Source organism: Ancylobacter sp. TS-1, from assembly GCF_009223885.1.
In the GTDB taxonomy this organism is placed as follows: Bacteria; Pseudomonadota; Alphaproteobacteria; order Rhizobiales; family Xanthobacteraceae; genus Ancylobacter.
The window spans coordinates 3,622,878-3,639,204 of sequence record NZ_CP045144.1 but is presented as its reverse complement, the minus strand read 5'-3'; the positions used below and the strand labels follow the sequence as shown (position 1 = coordinate 3,639,204).

At 64.3% G+C, this 16,327-nt stretch carries 14 protein-coding genes; 7 read left to right on the top strand and 7 right to left on the bottom strand.

Going from position 1 to position 16,327, the window contains the following annotated elements:
* Positions 1–25 precede the first annotated feature (25 nt).
* The 5 genes from GBB76_RS17100 to moaA all read left to right on the top strand — a co-directional run bounded on the left by GBB76_RS17100 (position 26) and on the right by moaA (position 7,062).
* Positions 26–1,438 (top strand): sensor histidine kinase, encoded by a 1,413-nt coding sequence (locus GBB76_RS17100; protein ID WP_246668969.1) that lies wholly within the window; start codon positions 26–28, stop codon positions 1,436–1,438.
* Positions 1,428–2,750 carry a sigma-54 dependent transcriptional regulator gene (locus tag GBB76_RS17095; RefSeq protein WP_152304948.1) on the top strand — a complete coding sequence of 441 codons (1,323 nt, stop codon included), beginning with the start codon at positions 1,428–1,430 and terminating at the stop codon, positions 2,748–2,750. The genes GBB76_RS17100 and GBB76_RS17095 overlap by 11 nt, the downstream gene beginning before the upstream one ends.
* A 190-nt stretch (positions 2,751–2,940) precedes the next feature.
* A complete protein-coding gene (locus GBB76_RS17090; RefSeq protein WP_152304408.1) occupies positions 2,941–3,465 on the top strand; it encodes an arsenate reductase (azurin) small subunit in 525 nt (174 codons plus the stop codon).
* A gap of 11 nt (positions 3,466–3,476) precedes the next feature.
* Complete coding sequence (locus tag GBB76_RS17085) at positions 3,477–5,939, top strand: arsenate reductase (azurin) large subunit (protein ID WP_152304407.1); 2,463 nt, start codon at positions 3,477–3,479, stop codon at positions 5,937–5,939.
* 76 nt (positions 5,940–6,015) lie between these two features.
* Positions 6,016–7,062 carry a GTP 3',8-cyclase MoaA gene (moaA, locus tag GBB76_RS17080; RefSeq protein ID WP_152304406.1) on the top strand — a complete coding sequence of 349 codons (1,047 nt, stop codon included), beginning with the start codon at positions 6,016–6,018 and terminating at the stop codon, positions 7,060–7,062.
* A 69-nt stretch (positions 7,063–7,131) separates the two neighbouring features.
* On the opposite strand, the gene GBB76_RS17075 is transcribed toward moaA, so the two are convergent.
* The 7 genes from GBB76_RS17075 to pstS all read right to left on the bottom strand — a co-directional run bounded on the left by GBB76_RS17075 (position 7,132) and on the right by pstS (position 13,837).
* The gene (locus GBB76_RS17075; protein WP_152304405.1) at positions 7,132–8,199 is read right to left on the bottom strand and encodes an ArsO family NAD(P)H-dependent flavin-containing monooxygenase; all 1,068 of its coding nucleotides are present in this window, start codon (positions 8,197–8,199) and stop codon (positions 7,132–7,134) included.
* Positions 8,200–8,352: 153 nt separating this feature from the next.
* A complete protein-coding gene (gene phnE, locus GBB76_RS17070) occupies positions 8,353–9,171 on the bottom strand; it encodes a phosphonate ABC transporter, permease protein PhnE (protein ID WP_152304404.1) in 819 nt (272 codons plus the stop codon).
* The gene (gene phnE / locus GBB76_RS17065; RefSeq protein WP_152304403.1) at positions 9,171–9,974 is read right to left on the bottom strand and encodes a phosphonate ABC transporter, permease protein PhnE; all 804 of its coding nucleotides are present in this window, start codon (positions 9,972–9,974) and stop codon (positions 9,171–9,173) included. The genes phnE (GBB76_RS17070) and phnE (GBB76_RS17065) overlap by 1 nt, the downstream gene beginning before the upstream one ends.
* Complete coding sequence (gene phnC / locus GBB76_RS17060) at positions 9,974–10,819, bottom strand: phosphonate ABC transporter ATP-binding protein (protein WP_152304402.1); 846 nt, start codon at positions 10,817–10,819, stop codon at positions 9,974–9,976. The genes phnE (GBB76_RS17065) and phnC overlap by 1 nt, the downstream gene beginning before the upstream one ends.
* 25 nt (positions 10,820–10,844) lie before the next feature.
* Complete coding sequence (gene phnD / locus GBB76_RS17055; protein WP_202911124.1) at positions 10,845–11,819, bottom strand: phosphate/phosphite/phosphonate ABC transporter substrate-binding protein; 975 nt, start codon at positions 11,817–11,819, stop codon at positions 10,845–10,847.
* Between the two features lie 88 nt (positions 11,820–11,907).
* On the bottom strand, positions 11,908–12,795 hold the full coding sequence (locus GBB76_RS17050; protein WP_152304401.1) for a metalloregulator ArsR/SmtB family transcription factor: 888 nt from the start codon (positions 12,793–12,795) through the stop codon (positions 11,908–11,910).
* A gap of 22 nt (positions 12,796–12,817) precedes the next feature.
* Entirely contained in the window at positions 12,818–13,837 is a 1,020-nt protein-coding gene (pstS, locus tag GBB76_RS17045) for a phosphate ABC transporter substrate-binding protein PstS (RefSeq protein ID WP_152304946.1), read from the bottom strand.
* Between the two features lie 481 nt (positions 13,838–14,318).
* Here pstS and GBB76_RS17040 point away from each other — a divergent pair, with 481 nt between their 5' ends.
* Together GBB76_RS17040 and pstC are read left to right on the top strand one after the other, a co-directional pair.
* The gene (locus GBB76_RS17040; RefSeq protein WP_152304400.1) at positions 14,319–15,320 is read left to right on the top strand and encodes a PstS family phosphate ABC transporter substrate-binding protein; all 1,002 of its coding nucleotides are present in this window, start codon (positions 14,319–14,321) and stop codon (positions 15,318–15,320) included.
* 63 nt (positions 15,321–15,383) lie between these two features.
* Positions 15,384–16,313: a phosphate ABC transporter permease subunit PstC gene (pstC, locus tag GBB76_RS17035; protein ID WP_246668968.1), complete on the top strand. Its 930-nt coding sequence runs from the start codon at positions 15,384–15,386 to the stop codon at positions 16,311–16,313.
* The last annotated feature ends 14 nt before the right edge of the window (positions 16,314–16,327 follow it).

Genomic DNA, 16,327 nt, shown 5'->3' with positions numbered 1-16,327 from the left:
CAACCCGCGCGCCTGGCCCGTGACAGTGAAGGTGCCGCTCGCCGTCGCCGCCCTCATGGTTCTTGTCGGCGTCGTGCTTTCCGAGCGCGTGCTGTCGCGCCTGGACCAATCCCAGGAGCGTCACCTGCGCGAGCTCGCCCAGAGCTATCTGGACGGCCTGTCTTCGGCGATCGCTCCCTCCATCCTGCGTGACGATGTCTGGGAGGTCTTCGACGCGATCGAACGGGCGCAACAGCTCAACAAGAGCCTGCGGCCGGCGGAGACGATCGTCGCCAACGCCGATGATCGGGTGATCGCTGCTTCCGATCCGCGGCTTCATCCGGTCGGCAAGGCCGTGGCGACCTCGATTGTCGACGCCACGGGTCAGGGAACCTTCCGCTTCGACTCCGGCGCCGATCAGGCCTATGCCCAGCGCGAACTTTCCTATCCCGGCCGGAAGGTGGGGACGATCTATGCGAGCTTCGATACGCGCCATCTGGCGATCGAGCGGCGAGGCGTCCTGACCACGCTCGTTCTTACCAACGGGTTCCTGACCCTCCTGCTGGCGGCGGCCGGCTGGTTGCTGGTAGCACGCATGATGCGGCCGATCCGCATTCTGTCGGACCATCTGGGCAGCGCGCGCGAGACCGATGTCGCGCCCATCGCGCCGGAGATCGTCGCCGCCAGCCAGGGCGAATTCGGCCGCCTCTTCCAGGCTTACAACGCGCTCGTGCAGTCGACGGCGGAGCGGCAGGAACTGTCCAAGCGGCTCGCCGAGGAAGAGCGCCTCGGCAGCCTCGGTCGGCTGGCCTCGGCCCTCGCCCATGAGATCAACAATCCGCTCGGCGGACTATTCAATGCGCTCGCTACCGTCAAGAGCCATGGCCATATCGAGAGTGTCCGTGTCGGCTCGGTGGGGCTGCTTGAGCGCGGACTGGTCGGCATTCGCGACGTGGTGCGCACGACCCTTGCGCTCTACCGCACCGATGGCAGCCGGCGCGACCTGATGGCGACAGACATCGAGGATCTTGGGCTCCTCATCGCTCCGGAAGCCCGCCGGCGTGAAGTCAGTGTCACCATCGGCAACGCGCTGGAGGGCAGCGTTCCGCTGCCGAGCACGCCGATGCGGCAGGCGATCCTGAATCTTCTGCTCAATGCCGTCGCAGCAGCTCCGGCGGGATCCGTCGTCGCGCTTTCGGCGGCAAGCTGCGGGGACGGGCTCGTCGTCGAGGTCCGCGATTGCGGCCCGGGCCTGCCGCTCGAGGCAGCCGCGCTTCTCACCGGCACCGCTGGCGCCCGCCCCCTGCGTGACGGGGCGGGCCTCGGGCTTTGGATGACGCACCGGCTGCTGCATGAACTCGGCGCCACCATCGCGGTCGCCTATCCTGAGACTGCGGGCACCTGCGTGCGCGTATCAATTCCCTTCGAGCGCGACGAGGAGTTCGCCCATGTCGCCTGATCCCGTTCTGATCGGCCTGGTCGAAGACGATCCCATCATGGGCGAAAGTCTGGTGCAGCGACTGACGCTCGAAGGCATGGCCGTCAAATGGTGGCAGGCTGGGCAGGACGCGCTGGGGGAAATCGCCGACCAGCGCTTCAGGGCGATCATCTGCGACATCCGGCTTCCCGACGTGACCGGGGAAGCGGTGTTCCGCGAAGCCGGGCGTCGCGCCAATGCGCCGCCCTTCCTGTTCATCACTGGCCATGGCGATATCGACCAGGCCGTCCGGTTGATGCGCGCGGGCGCCGCCGACTATGTCACCAAGCCGTTCGAAATGGACGACTTCCTGGCGCGCCTGGGCGATCTCGTGCATCCGCCGCTTGAGGCCGACGGTGCGGTTCTGGGCATCTCGCCGGCGATCCGCGAGGTCGAAAGGCTTCTGCGGCGCGTCGCCCGTGTCGGCTCCAGCGTGCTGATCACCGGCGAAACCGGCACCGGCAAGGATGTCGCCGCCCATTTCCTCCACACGATGTCCGATGCCGCAAACGAGCCCTTCATGGCGGTGAACTGTGCCGCCATTCCCGCCGACCTGCTGGAAAGCGAGCTGTTCGGTCACGAGAAGGGCGCCTTCACCGGCGCCGCGCAACGCCATCTCGGCTATGCCGAGCGCACCGGATCGGGCGTCCTGTTTCTCGACGAGATCGGCGAATTGCGGCCGGAACTGCAGGCAAAGCTGTTGCGCCTGATCGAGGATCGGACTTTCACCCGCGTCGGTGGCGAACGGCCGCTGCGGTTCAACGGCCGGCTCGTCACCGCCACCAACGCCGATCTTCCCCGCCGTGTGGCCGCAGGCAGCTTCCGCGAGGATCTGTACTACCGGATCAATGTCGTCACGGTGCGCATGCCGTCGTTGCGGGAGCGGCGGGAGGACATTCCCTGGCTGATGGAACGGGTCTTCGCCGAACTCTCGGGCCGGTTGGCGACCCAGGCCAACGGCATCAGCGCCCTCGCCGAGGAAGCCGCGCTTGCCCATTCCTGGCCCGGCAATATTCGCGAGCTGCGCAACCGCATGGAGCGTGCCATGGCGCTCGGCATGGGCCCCTGGATCATGCCGGGCGACCTGTTTCCCGAGCAGGCCGCGGGCGGCCCCGTGGGCGCCCCTCAGCTCGGCTCGCTGGAGGAGGCGCGCCTTGATGCCGAGAAGCGGCACATCCTGCGTGCGCTCGCCAGCACGCAGGGCGAGATCAGCGCAGCGGCGCGGCTGCTCGGCATCGGGCGCACCACGCTGTGGGAGAAGATGCGCCGGCTCGGTCTGGGTGCCGAGCCGTAGGGCGCAGCCTGCTGTTCGAAAGTCCGAACCAACGGCAGCGCAGCATGTTCGGATTGCCGAACACGGGGCGTCGGCAACCGCCTGACGGCTAAACGTAAGCCGCTGAATTTTATCGCTATTCTAAACTGGCCCACCTCCTGCAAAGCGCTGTCTTCCGCACGCGGACACTGCATGATGGGAGGGAGCGAATATGAAGAGGTGCCAAAGCCTCGTAGATGCCGGCCGCCGCCAGTTTCTGACGGGTGCCGGCGTAATGACCGCCGGAGCGGCCGCAGCAACCGTGCTGCCGGCGCAGGCCAAGGCGGCCGAAGCGGCAGCCGCGCTGGTCAAATACCCGGCGAACCGGCTGGCCAACGTCAAGGACCTCACGACCAATGAGCCGCTGGATGTCGCCTATCCCGACGAGGATGCGCCGGGCGTCCTGCTGAAGCTCGGCACGCCCGTACCGGGCGGCGCCGGGCCTGAGGGCGACATTGTCGGGTTTTCGACCGTCTGCCCGCACAAGGGATTTCCGCTGGCCTATTCCGCCGGCGACAAGACGCTGAACTGCCCCGGCCATTACTCGCGCTTCGACTGCGAAAAGGGTGGGCAGCAGGTCTGGGGGCAGGCGACGCAGAACCTTCCCCAATACGCGCTGCGGATCGACGACAAGGGCGACATCTACGCCGAAGGCGTCGACGAGCTTCTGTACGGCCGCCTATCGAACGTGCTCTGAGGGAGGAAACAATGGCTTACAAGCGCCAGATAGGCCGGCTGCCCATCGTCCCGGCCAACGCCAAGGTCCACAACGTCGTCTGTCACTACTGCATCGTCGGCTGTGGCTACAAGGCCTATAGCTGGGACGCCCGTTATGAGGGCGGTACCGCCCCGGCAGACAACGCGTTCGGCGTCGACCTCGCCGAGCAGCAGGGGGCGGACACCCCGGCCTGGTACGCCCCGTCCATGTACAACATTGTCCGCCAGGACGGCCGAGATGTGCACATCGTCATCAAGCCCGACCGCGAATGCTCGGTGAACTCCGGCCTCGGATCGGTGCGCGGCGCGCGCATCGCGGAGATGAGCTATTCGCGCCAACGCAACACGCAGCTCCAGCGCCTTACCGATCCGCTGGTCTGGCGCTACGGCCAGCTGCAACCGACCAGCTGGGACGACGCGCTCGACCTCGTCGCCCGGGTGACATCGGCCGTGATCGCCGAACAGGGCGAGGATGGGCTGTTCGTCTCCGCTTTCGACCATGGCGGCGCCGGCGGCGGCTATGAGAACACCTGGGGCACCGGCAAGCTCTATTTTGGGGCGATGAAGGTCAAGAACATCCGCATCCACAACCGCCCGGCCTACAATTCCGAGGTTCACGGCTCGCGCGACATGGGCGTCGGCGAACTGAACAATTGCTATGAGGACGCCCAGCTCGCCGACACCATCGTGGCCGTCGGCACCAACGCGCTGGAAACCCAGACCAACTACTTCCTGAACCATTGGGTGCCGAATTTGCGCGGCACCTCGATGGACAAAAAGAAGGCCGAGTTCGGCAGCGAGCCGGTGGCTCAGGGCCGGGTGGTCATCGTCGATCCGCGCCGCACAGTGACGGTCAATGCCTGCGAAGTGGAGGCGGGCAAGGACAACGTGCTTCATCTCGCGCTCAATTCCGGCACCGACCTCGCGTTGTTCAACGCCTGGTTCACCTATGCGGCGGAAAAGGGCTGGATCGACCGGGAATTCATCGGCGCGTCCACGAAAGACTTCGACAAGGCGGTCGCCGCCAACAAGGTCTCGATTGCCGAGGCGGCGGAGATCACCGGCCTTTCCGAGGCCGACATCGTCAAGGCGATTACCTGGATCGCCGAGCCCAAGATCGGCGGCGCCCGCCGCCGCACCATGTTCGCCTATGAGAAAGGCCTCATCTGGGGCAACGACAATTACCGCACCAACCAGTCGCTGGTGAACCTCGCGCTGGCGACCGGTAATATTGGTCGTCCGGGCGGCGGCTGCGTGCGCATGGGCGGTCATCAGGAAGGCTATTCCCGCCCCTCCGACGCCCATGTCGGCCGCCCCGCCGCCTATGTCGACAAGCTCTTGATCGAGGGCAAGGGCGGCGTCCATCACATCTGGGGCTGCGACCACTACAAGACGACGCTGAACGCACTGGAGTTCAAGCGCGTCTACAAGAAGCGCACCGATCTGGTGAAGGATGCCATGAACGCTGTTCCCTATGGCGATCGGCCCGCCATGGTCGCGGCGATCATGGACGCGATACGCAAGGGAGGGCTGTTTTCCGTCGACGTGGACATCGTCCCGACCAAGGTCGGCGAGGCGGCCCACGTCATGCTGCCGGCGGCGACCTCGGGCGAGATGAACCTCACCTCGATGAATGGCGAACGGCGCATGCGGCTCACCGAGCGCTATATGGACCCGCCCGGCGTTGCCATGCCGGACTGCCTGATCGCGGCACGGATCGCCAACCACATGCAGCGCGTGCTCGGCGAGATGGGCAAGACCGACATGGCGGCGAAATTCTCCGGCTTCGACTGGAAGACCGAGGAAGACGCCTTTATGGACGGCTATCACGGCCATGAGAAGGGCGGCGAGTTCGTCACCTATGACCTGCTGCGGGCAATGGGAACAAACGGCTTCCAGGAGCCGGCGACCGGCGTGCAGGATGGCAGGATCGTCGGCACCAAGCGCCTGTTCGCGGACGGAAAATTCAACAAGCCGGACGGCAAGGCGGTCTTCGCCGCGACGCAGTGGCGGGGTCTGGAGGCGCCCGGCAAGCAGGCCGAGAAGGACAAATTCCCGTTCCTGATCAACAATGGCCGGGCCAATCTGGTGTGGCAGAGCGCCTATCTCGACACCGAGAACGAGTTCGTCATGGACCGCTGGCCGTACCCGTTCATCGAGATGAACCCGGATGACATGGCCGACCTCGGCTTGAAAAACGGCGATCTCGTCGAGGTCTACAATGACAACGGCTCGACCCAGGCCATGGCCTATCCGACGCCGACGGCCAGACGCAAGCAGGCCTTCATGCTGTTCGGCTATCCCACCGGCGTGCAGGGCAATGTCGTGTCGGCGGGTGTCAACGAGTTCGTCATTCCCAACTACAAGCAGACCTGGGGCAGCATCCGCAAGATTGCCGACGCACCCAAGTCCGTTCTGCACCTGACCTTCAAGTCGAAGGAATACATCTCCTGACGGCGACGGGCCGTCGCCCCACAGGCGGCGGCCCGTCTTCCTGCCTTAGGCCGCTGCGGTTTCCTGGAGACCCCTGATGAATCTCCGACTTTCCTCCGCCGTCGGCGCGGAGCGCCTCGTTGCGCGCGCCCCGCTGGTCGACACGTTCGGCCGCGCGGTGACCTATCTGCGCGTTTCGGTGACGGACCGCTGCGACTTCCGCTGCGTGTACTGCATGGCGGAACATATGACGTTCCTGCCCAAGCCCGAGCTGCTGACGCTGGAGGAACTCGACCGGCTGTGCTCGGCCTTCGTCGCGCGCGGCGTGAGGAAGCTGCGCCTGACCGGCGGCGAGCCGCTGGTGCGCCGCGACGTGATGACCCTGTTCCGCTCGCTCTCGCGCCACCTGGATTCAGGCGCGCTGGAGGAGCTGACGCTCACCACCAACGGCTCGCAGCTCGCCCGCTTCGCCCGCGAGCTGGCCGCCTGCGGCGTCAAGCGCATCAATGTCTCGCTCGACACGCTGGACCCGGCGAAGTTCCGCGCGCTGACCCGCTGGGGCGACCTCAACAAGGTGCTCGCCGGCATCGACGCGGCGCAGGCGGCCGGCATCCATGTGAAGCTCAACGCGGTGGCGCTGGCCGGCGAGAACGAGGACGAGATCCCCGCGCTGATCGAATGGGCGCATGGCCGGGGCATGGACATCTCGCTGATCGAGGTGATGCCGCTGGGGGACACCGGGGCAGAGCGCCTCGACCAGTATCTGCCGCTCTCCACCGTGCGCGAGCGGCTGGCGCAGCACTGGACGCTGGAGGACATCGCCTTCCGCACCGGCGGGCCGGCACGCTATGTCTCGATCAAGGAGACCGGCGGGCGGCTCGGCCTCATCACCCCGCTGACGCATAATTTCTGCGAGGGCTGCAACCGGGTGCGGGTCACCTGCACCGGCACGCTCTATATGTGCCTGGGTCAGGACGACGCGGCGGACCTTCGCAGCCCCCTCCGCGCCTCCGAGAGCGACGAGACCCTGCACGCGGCGCTGGACGACGCCATCTTCCGCAAGCCCAAGGGGCATGATTTCGTCATCGAGCGCACCGGCCAGGCCCCCGCCGTGCGCCGCCACATGAGCGTGACGGGCGGCTGATCCCGGGCATCGCGGCGCGGGACGCCCGGCCTCGTCGAATTCTTCAGCGCCAACGTGCGCGCCTGCGCTTCAGGCAACCGGAGCGTGGCGGATCTCGGATACCAGGGCATCCGAGATCCGGGGAGCCAGCTCGCGCGCCGTTCGTCCGGCGCCGATCAGCGTCGCGGAAGCAGCGCCCGTCCAATTGCCATAACCGGCAAGCCACAGGCGCGGCTGGGCCACCGCGCGCTGATCGACGACCTCAATTCGACCATCGGACTCCACACAACCCAGAAGCTGCAAATGTGCGGTCTCCGGCCGAAAACCCGTGCACCAGATCACGGCACCGACGGGGCTCGCCGTCCCATCGGGCCAGATCACGCCGTCGGGGGTGAAGCGCTCGAACGGCCGAACCGCATGGAGGATGCCGCGATCGCGCGCCGCCTTGACCGGCGGTACCATCACGATGTCGCCGAAACCTGCGGGGCCGTCCTCGCCACGGACGCGCGCGCTGGCGCGCTCGAAAAGCACCCGCCCATCGACATCATCGGGCAGAAAGACCGGCTCCTGAAGTGTCACCCAGGTCGCGGCCGCGACGGGCGCAAGCTCGGCGAAAATCTGCGCGCCCGAATTGCCGCCGCCAATGACCAGCACACGCTTGTCCCGGAACGGCTCCGGACTTTGATAGAAGGCGGAGTGAAGCTGAATTCCCCGGAACTGATCCTGACCGGGATAGGTGGGAACGAAGGGAGCCGACCATGTGCCTGTCGCGCTGACGACGGCGCTGGTCGTCAAGCGGCGGCCTGTCGTCAATCGGACCTGCAAGCCGTCCATGACAGGCTCTACGGCCTCGACGACGCAGGGACGCTCGATCGCGAAGCCGTAGCGCTGCTCATAGCGGGTGAGATAGTCGATCACCGCGTCGCGGGTCGGAAAGGCGTCGCTGTCTCCCGCTGGCATCGGCCAGCCGGGCAATGAGCTGAACGCCGCCGGGGAGAACAGGTGCAGCGAATCCCAGGTGTGAACCCAGGCACCGCCCGCCGCCTCGCCCGCATCGAGGATGACGAAGCTCAGACCCGCCCGGCGCAGATAATAGGCGGTGGCGAGGCCAGCCTGACCACCGCCAATGACGATGACATCATAATCGGTGGCGTTCATGAAAAGCTCTCCTGTCGCCGTGCCTCGGATCGACGGCTGTTATGCGCCTGCCGACTGATCTCACCTAGTGGGCAGTGGCGCCGGCAGCATCCGCCGGGGCTGATGGGCGACGAGCCGCCGGGAGCGCCGTGAAAGCGGAGAGAGCTTGATTCATCAGATGATGGCGTGGCGGATGCGTGCCGAAATCCATTCGCTGACGACCACCGTGCCGAGGATGACGAGAAGGATCAGCGTCACCTGCGGCCAGGCCAGCGTGTTGAGCGAGCTTTCGAGATTGAGGCCGATGCCGCCGGCGCCCACCAGCCCGAGCACGGTGGATTCGCGGATGTTGATGTCCCAGCGGAACACCGTGATGCCGGCGAAGGCGGGCATGATCTGCGGAACGATGGCGTAGGCCAGCGTTTGCGGGCCGGAGGCGCCGGTGGCGGTGATGGCCTCGACCTGCTTGGCGTCGATTTCCTCGATCGCCTCATAGAGCAGCTTTCCGATAAAGCCGATCGAGCGCAGCGCGATGGCGATGATGCCGGCGAGAATGCCCGGGCCAAGAATGGAGACCAGCAGCAGCGCCCAGATGATGGCGTTGATCGAGCGCGACGAGACGATCACGAAGATCGCCAGCGGACGCACGAAGGCGACGCTCGGCGTGGTGTTGCGCGCCGCCAGAAACGCGATCGGCACCGAGATGAACACCGCGAGCAGGGTGCCGAGCGTGGCAATGTTCAGCGTGTCCCAGAGCGGTTTGATGATGTTGGGAAAGTAGCTCCACCGCGGCGGCACCATGCGCCCGCCAATGTCGGCCGCCTGCGTCGGCGCGTCCCAGACATAATCCCATATCGTATTTTCCGTCATCACGCGCCAGCAGAAGACGGTGAGCGCGACGCCCGCAAGCCAGGCCAGCCAGCTGAGCCATTCGGCCTTGGGGGTCCGCCGCTGCCAGGCGAAACGCCCATTGGCAAGGTGCTGCACCGCCATCACTGCACCCTTTTGCGAATGATGCTCGACGTGTACTCGCTCACCATCACGATGCCGATGATGAGAAGGAGAATGGCCGCCGCACTATCGAACTCATAGCGATCTATCGCGGTATTCAGCGTCGCGCCGATGCCGCCGGCGCCGACGATGCCCACCACTGCCGACTCGCGGAAATTAATGTCCAGCCGATACAGCGACAGGCCGATCAGCCGGGGCATCACCTGGGGCAGCACGCCATAGGACAGCATCGAAAACCAGCCCGAGCCGGTGGCGCGGATGGCCTCCACCGAGGCCGGGTCGATATCCTCGATGTCTTCGGCAAGCAGCTTCGAGAGGAAGCCGATGGTCGCGAAGGACAGGGTGAGGAAGCCGGCGAACGGTCCGAAGCCGACCATGGCGACCAGGAAGATCGCGACGATGATCTCCTGCAGCGACCGCGACACCGCAATGATCGACCGGCACACATAATAGACCGGACGCGGCACGATATTGCGGGCGGCCCCGATGCCGATGGGGATGGAAATGGCGATGCCGGCGACGGTGGATGTCACCGTCATGGTCAGGCTCTCGATCATGCCCTGGACGATGTCGTCCCAGCGCGCCGAGAAGTTCGGCTGCAGGAAGCCGGCGATGAAACGCGCGCCCCGATCAAGGCCGTCGATGACACGGGCCCAATTGACGTCGATGGTCCCCAGCGCCAGCGCGAGATAGATCACAGCGCCCAGCGTCAGGCCGTGGCGCAGCCAGGGATTGGCGATCAGTGGCGCAGGACGCCAGCGGCGCGGACGAACGGCGTCGGACATCAAAGCGCTTCCGCGATCAGCGGCGCGCGGACGCCGCGCAACTGCTCGGAGGCGGCGGCATGCGCACTGTCCTCAGCCTCTTCCTCCCGCGTCATCGTCTTGGACCAGTCTTCCTCGCCATAGATCGCCGTCAGGGCTTCGGGGTCGAGGCTCTCGGGCGGTCCGTCGAACACCACACGACCGGCGCGCAGGCCGACAATGCGCTGCACGAACATCTGAGCGAGGGCGACATCATGGATGTTGACGATCGCGGCCAGATTACGCTCGGCGCAGATCTCGACGATGAGGCGCATGATCTGACGCGAGGTCTTCGGATCGAGGCTGGCAGTGGGCTCGTCCACCAAGAGAATATCGGGCTCCTGCACCAGCGCGCGGGCAATGCCGACACGCTGCCGCTGGCCGCCGGAAAGTTCATCGGCACGCTTATCGACATGGTCCATCAGGCCGACGCGGTCGAGCACCGCAAAGGCCCGGTCGATGTCGGCCTGGGGGAAGCGCCGGAACCAGGCACGCCAAAAGCCAACATAGCCGAGGCGGCCGGACAGCACGTTCTCCATCACCGAGAGCCGCTCGACCAAAGCGTATTCCTGAAAAATCATGCCCATGCGGCGCCGGGCTCGGCGAAGCCCGGCCCGACCTAGCGCCGTCAGTTCAATATCGCCGAGGCGTATCGTCCCCTCGGTCGGCTCAACAAGCCGGTTCACGCAGCGGATGAGCGTGGACTTGCCGGCGCCGGAAGGACCGATCAGGCCGACGACCTGACCGGCCGGCACTTGCAGATCTATGTGATCGAGAGCCCTGTCGCCCTTGGCATAGCGTTTGGAAAGACCCTCGATCCGCAGCATGGTCACAAACCTCGATTGGTGCCTGTCACTTGCAGTCGTAGCTGACACCCATCGCGGCATCGATCTGGCGGATCACCGCCCAATTGTCCTTGAAGGTGATCGGGATGAAAGCTTCCTGCGGCGGCTCGGAGGTCTGGAACTCCTTGAGCAGCGCCGTCCCCTCCCAGTTGAAGGTGCGGAATGCCTCCTTCACCTTCTCGGCCAGCTCGGGCTTGAGGTTGTAGACATAGCCATAGCCGGTCGTCGGGAAGGTCTGCGACTTGTAGATGGTGACGACCTGCTCGGGCTTGATGACGCCGCGGGCGACCATGCGTTTCATCACGGAGTTGGCGATCGCCGCCGCAGGATAATCCTTGTTGGCGACGCCGAGAATGGAGTTGTCGTGCTTGCCGGAGAAGACCGGCTCATAGTCCTTGCCGGCCTCCAGATTGAACTCGGTGCGCAAAAGCGCCGACGGCGCCTTGTAACCCGAGTTCGAGGTCTCGGAGGTAAAGGCCATCTTCTTGCCCTTGATGTCCTCGACCTTTGTGACGCCCGAGCCAGGATAGGTGATGATTTCCATCTCGTAGCCGAACGCACCCTGCTTCGAGGCCATCATGGTGAAGGGCACGAAGCCGGCGCAGGCCACCGCAATCGGATTCGAGCCGGTATTGAAGCCGGCGACGTGAAGGCGGCCAGCACGCATCGCCTCGAGCTGGGCAGCGTTGGACTGCACAGGAAAGAACTGCACCTTCTTACCCGTGGTCTTGGCGAGGTGGTCTAGGAATTCCTGCCACACCTTGGCATAGACGGCCGGGTCCTCCACCGGTGTATAAGCGAAGATCAGCGTGTCGGGATCGATCTGCTTGGCAGCATCCGTGGGCGCATCGGCGACCATGTCGCCATTCGTATCCGTAAAGCGCGGATCAAGCTTGAATTCGGCATGTGAAATGCCAACTCCCGCCATCGTCAACGTAATGGAAAGACCGGACACTCTGAGTAAACGCCGGATCAGTGACATGCATCTCTCCCGAGCAACATTCGCTGATCACGTCACTAATTGTGTTCTGTGACGGTTTGACTACAAAATAGATCACAGTTCGTCGCATTCAGGCCGCACGTGCAGCCAGTGTCATCTCGGTGGCGCCGTCCATCACCGAAATATCGCCGAGGCGAGCCTTCAAGCTGGCAAGGTCGAGGGCCTCGAGCGGCAGGTTGACGAAGGCGGACATGCGGGCCGCGATCTGCCGGTACGTGCTGATGAACGCCGCCCGCAACTCTGTCTCCGTTCCGCCGGATGCGGCGGGGTCGGAAAGACCCCAATGCGCGGTCAGGGGATGGCCGGGGAAAAGTGGACAGCTCTCGCCCGCGGCAGCGTCGCAGACAGTGATCACGAAGTCCATCGGCTCGACGGCGCGCCCGGCAAACTCGTCCCAGCTCTTGGACCGCAGATCGTCGGTCGTGTAGCCGAGCGAACGCAACAGATCGAGCGCCAGGGGATGCGGTGTGTCGCGCGGGACGCTGCCGGCGGAGAAGGCGCGAAAACGTCCGCGCCCCTCGCGGTTCAGCACCGCCTCGGCCATGATCGAGCGCGCCGAATTGTGCGAGCAGACGAGCAGCACATTGTAGCGGCGCTCCGCCGGCTCCCCCGGACGCAGGCGCGGAAACCCGGCGCCCGCATCGGCCTGGGCCGGCAATTCACTGAGCAGCAACTCTAGAACCGCCGCCGCCCTCCCCGTCTTCGCGGCATAGATGATCGACCGGCCCTCGCGGCGCGACGCCACCAGACCTGCCCGCTCCAATTGGGCGAGATGGGTCGACATCGTGTTGTGCGGCACGGCCAGCAGGCGGGCGACATCCCCGGCGTTCAGCCCGAAGGGCGCATAGCGCAGCAGCAGGCGGAAGGCATCAAAGCGGGTCGGCTGGGCCAGCACGTCGAACATCTCGACCGCATCGTCCGACACGAGCCGCTTCACATCCTTCGACTGGCTTTGCATCTATCCGTCCCTGTTCCGTGCGTCAGCTTCCGCTCTTGAACGTCGCCGCCCAATAGTTCTTCACCTGCTGCACCAGCGGCTCAGGCAGCGGAACATAGCCGAGCTGCGATGCATATTCGCTGCCGGCGCCAAGCGCAAAGTCGAAGAAGGCCAGGCCTGTCCGGTTGCGCGCGGGATTGGCTGGCGACTTGTACATCAGAACGAAAGTGGTGGCGGCGATCGGGTAAGCCTCGGGAGCCTCGGAATCATTAATCGTGGCGAAGAAATCGCGCGTCTTCGTCCAGTCCACGCCGAGCGCCGCGGCCTGGAACGAGGCGGCGCTCGGGGCGATAAAATGGCCGGCACGGTTCTCCACCAGGCCATAGGTGAGCTTGGCCTGCGTCACATAGGTGAACTCGACATAACCGATCGCGTTCGGTGTCCGCTGAACGGCGAGGGAGACACCTTCATTGCCACGCGCGCCACTGCCGACCGGCCAGGCGACGGAACTGCCCTCGCCGAGCTCCTGCTTCCATTCCGGGCTCGTCTTGGAGAGGTAGGACACCCAGTTGAAGGTGGTTCCAGACCCGTCCGAGCGATGGATTACGGCAATCAGGCTATCCGGCAAAGAAAGATCCGGGTTGAGTGCCTTGAGCGCGGGATCCGACCATTTGGTGATCTTGCCCATATAGATGTCCGCCAGCACGCCACCCGTAAACCGCATCGTGCCGGGCGCGACGCCGTCGATGTTCACGACCGGCACCACGCCACCGAACACGATCGGAAACTGGCCGAGGCCAAGCCGTTCAAGTTCCTCCGGCTTCAGCGGCTTGTCGGAGGCGCCAAAGTCGGTCGCCTTGTTGCTGATCCGGTTCACGCCGCCGGAGGAGCCGATTGACTGGTAGGCAACGATCGTCCCGGTGGATTGGCGATAGACCTCCGACCATTTCCACATGATCGGATAGGCAAAGGTCGAGCCCGCACCACTCAATTCGTCGGCGCGCGCGCCCGACACGAGGATCAGCAGAGCTGCAGCAATCAGGGCAAGGGAGGAGCGGCGCATCGGAACACCCTTAAAAATCAATCCGTCGGGATAGATCGACGAATGGTTAGAAGTGATATGCGACACCCCCATGACACGGGAAGACATTTCTTTTTGTCGAGAATTTTCGACGTATAATGCGAACATCATCTCGCAGATTCAGCGGCGACGGGGTGGCTGCTGCCAAGTTCCGCGTCCCTCATACAGTTATTGGAGGCATTTCGCCGAACACGTACCCGCGATCCATTCTGATGTATTGCGGCATGTTTATGTTATTGATCAACCTAAATGTCGATTTTCATATTATATATAAAAATATTTAATACATAAACTATTGATAATCCGCGATTTGTTAACGTTTAGGTTCGGAACTTAGATTCGTCTATTCAGAGCAATTAAGAACCGAGACGGCTCTGTCACACACTTGTAACAGAGCAACTCTAGGACAGCGCCGTATCGGGGGGGGGGCCTCCCTAGGTTCAGCTTCAAACGGGAGTGAGCGATGAAGACAATCACCATGGCTGGCGCGCTCGCGCTGCTCGCGGTCAGCGGCGCGTTCCATGGCGCCAGCGCACAGGCCGTTGTCCAGGCCGATGGCTCCTCGACCGTCTTTCCAGTGACCGAGGCGATGGCCGAGGAATTCCAGAAGGCTAATCCGAACATCAAGGTGACAGTCGGCCTTTCAGGAACTGGCGGCGGTTTCAAGAAATTCTGCCGTGGCGAGACCGACATCTCCAATGCCTCGCGCCCGATCACCGCAGCCGAGCAGAAGGCCTGCAAGGAAGCGGGTGTCGAGTATATCGAGCTTCCGGTGGCGCTCGATGCGCTCACCGTGATCGTGCATCCGTCCAATGACTGGGCGTCGGAGATGACGGTTGCCGAGTTGAAGACGATCTGGCAGCCGGAAGCCCAGGGCAAGATCACCAACTGGAAGCAGGTGCGCTCCAGCTTCCCCGACAAGCCGCTCGTGCTGTACGGGGCCGGCGTGGATTCCGGCACCTACGACTATTTCACCGCCGCCATCGTCGGCAAGGAGCACTCGAGCCGTGGCGACTTCACGGCCTCCGAGGACGACAACGTGCTGGTGCAGGGCGTTGCCGGCGACCCGAATGCGCTGGGCTTCTTCGGCCTCGCCTATTTCGAGGAAAACGCCGACAAGCTGAAGGCGGTCAAGATCAAGCTCAATGACTCCGCTCCTGCAGTCGAGCCGAACGTCGAGAATGCCCGCACCGGCAAGTACCAGCCACTGTCGCGCCCGATCTTCATCTATGTGAGCAAGAAGGCGGCCGAGGCCAAGCCGGAAGTCGCGAAGTTCGTCGAGTTCTACCAGGACCCGAAGCACGCCGTCGAACTGGTCAAGGAAGTCGGCTACGTGCCGCTGCCCGAAGCCGCGCTCAAAGCCTTCCAGGAGCGCTTCGCCAAGCGCGAGATCGGCACCGGCTTCACCGGCTCCAAGGTCGGCGTGTCGGTCGAGGATTTGCTCAAGGAAAAGCTCGTCTATTGATGCCGCTCGGACCGGGAGCGGTGAACGCTCCCGGTCCGTACCCTCAACAACCGGAATGGTACAGTGCCCGCCTCCACGACCCTGATGCCGCTTCTCGTCTCCCCGCGCTTCCTGGCGCGCCGTCGCCTGATCGACCGGGCGATGCGCGCCATCATGTTTGGAGCGGCTTTCGTTTCCGTGCTCGTGACCATGGGTATCGTCTATGTTCTGGTGAGCGAGAGCGTGCGCTTCTTCGCTCAGGTGTCGATGGTCGACTTCCTGACGGACACGCAGTGGACGCCCGTTTTCCAGGACAAGCACTTCGGCATCATGACCCTGGTGTCGGGGACCCTGATGACGTCCGGCATCGCCCTGGTGGTCGCGATTCCGGCGGGAACCATTCTCGCCATCTATCTCAGTGAATTCGCCCCGCCGACTTTGCGGGAAATCATCAAGCCGTTTCTGGAGCTCATTGCCGGCGTGCCCACCGTGGCCTTCGGCTACTTCGCCCTGCTCTTCCTGACGCCGCTGTTCCAGACCTTCATCCCCGGCCTTGCCGGCTTCAATCTTCTGGTTCCCGGCGTTGTCATGGGAATCATGATTCTTCCCTACATCGTCTCAGTCAGTGAGGATGCGATGCGCGCGGTGCCGAACACGCTGCGCGAGGGCGCGTATGCGCTCGGCTACACGCGGATGCAGACCGGCGTGAAGATGGTGATACCGGGAGCCCTCTCGGGCATTACCGCAGCCTACATGCTCGGCATGTCGCGCGCGGTCGGCGAGACGATGGTGGTCGCGATCGCTGCGGGACAGCAGGCGAAGATCGCGCTCAATCCCCTGGAGGGCGCCGCCACCATCACGGCCTACATCGTGCAGATCAGCCTTGGCGATGTGCCGCACGACTCGATCGCCTATCTGACGATCTTCGCCGCCGGGCTGACGCTGTTCCTGATGACCCTCACCTTCAACATCATTGCCTTCGTGCTCCGGCGTAAATACCGCGAAGTCTATTGAGGCCTCCCTGCACG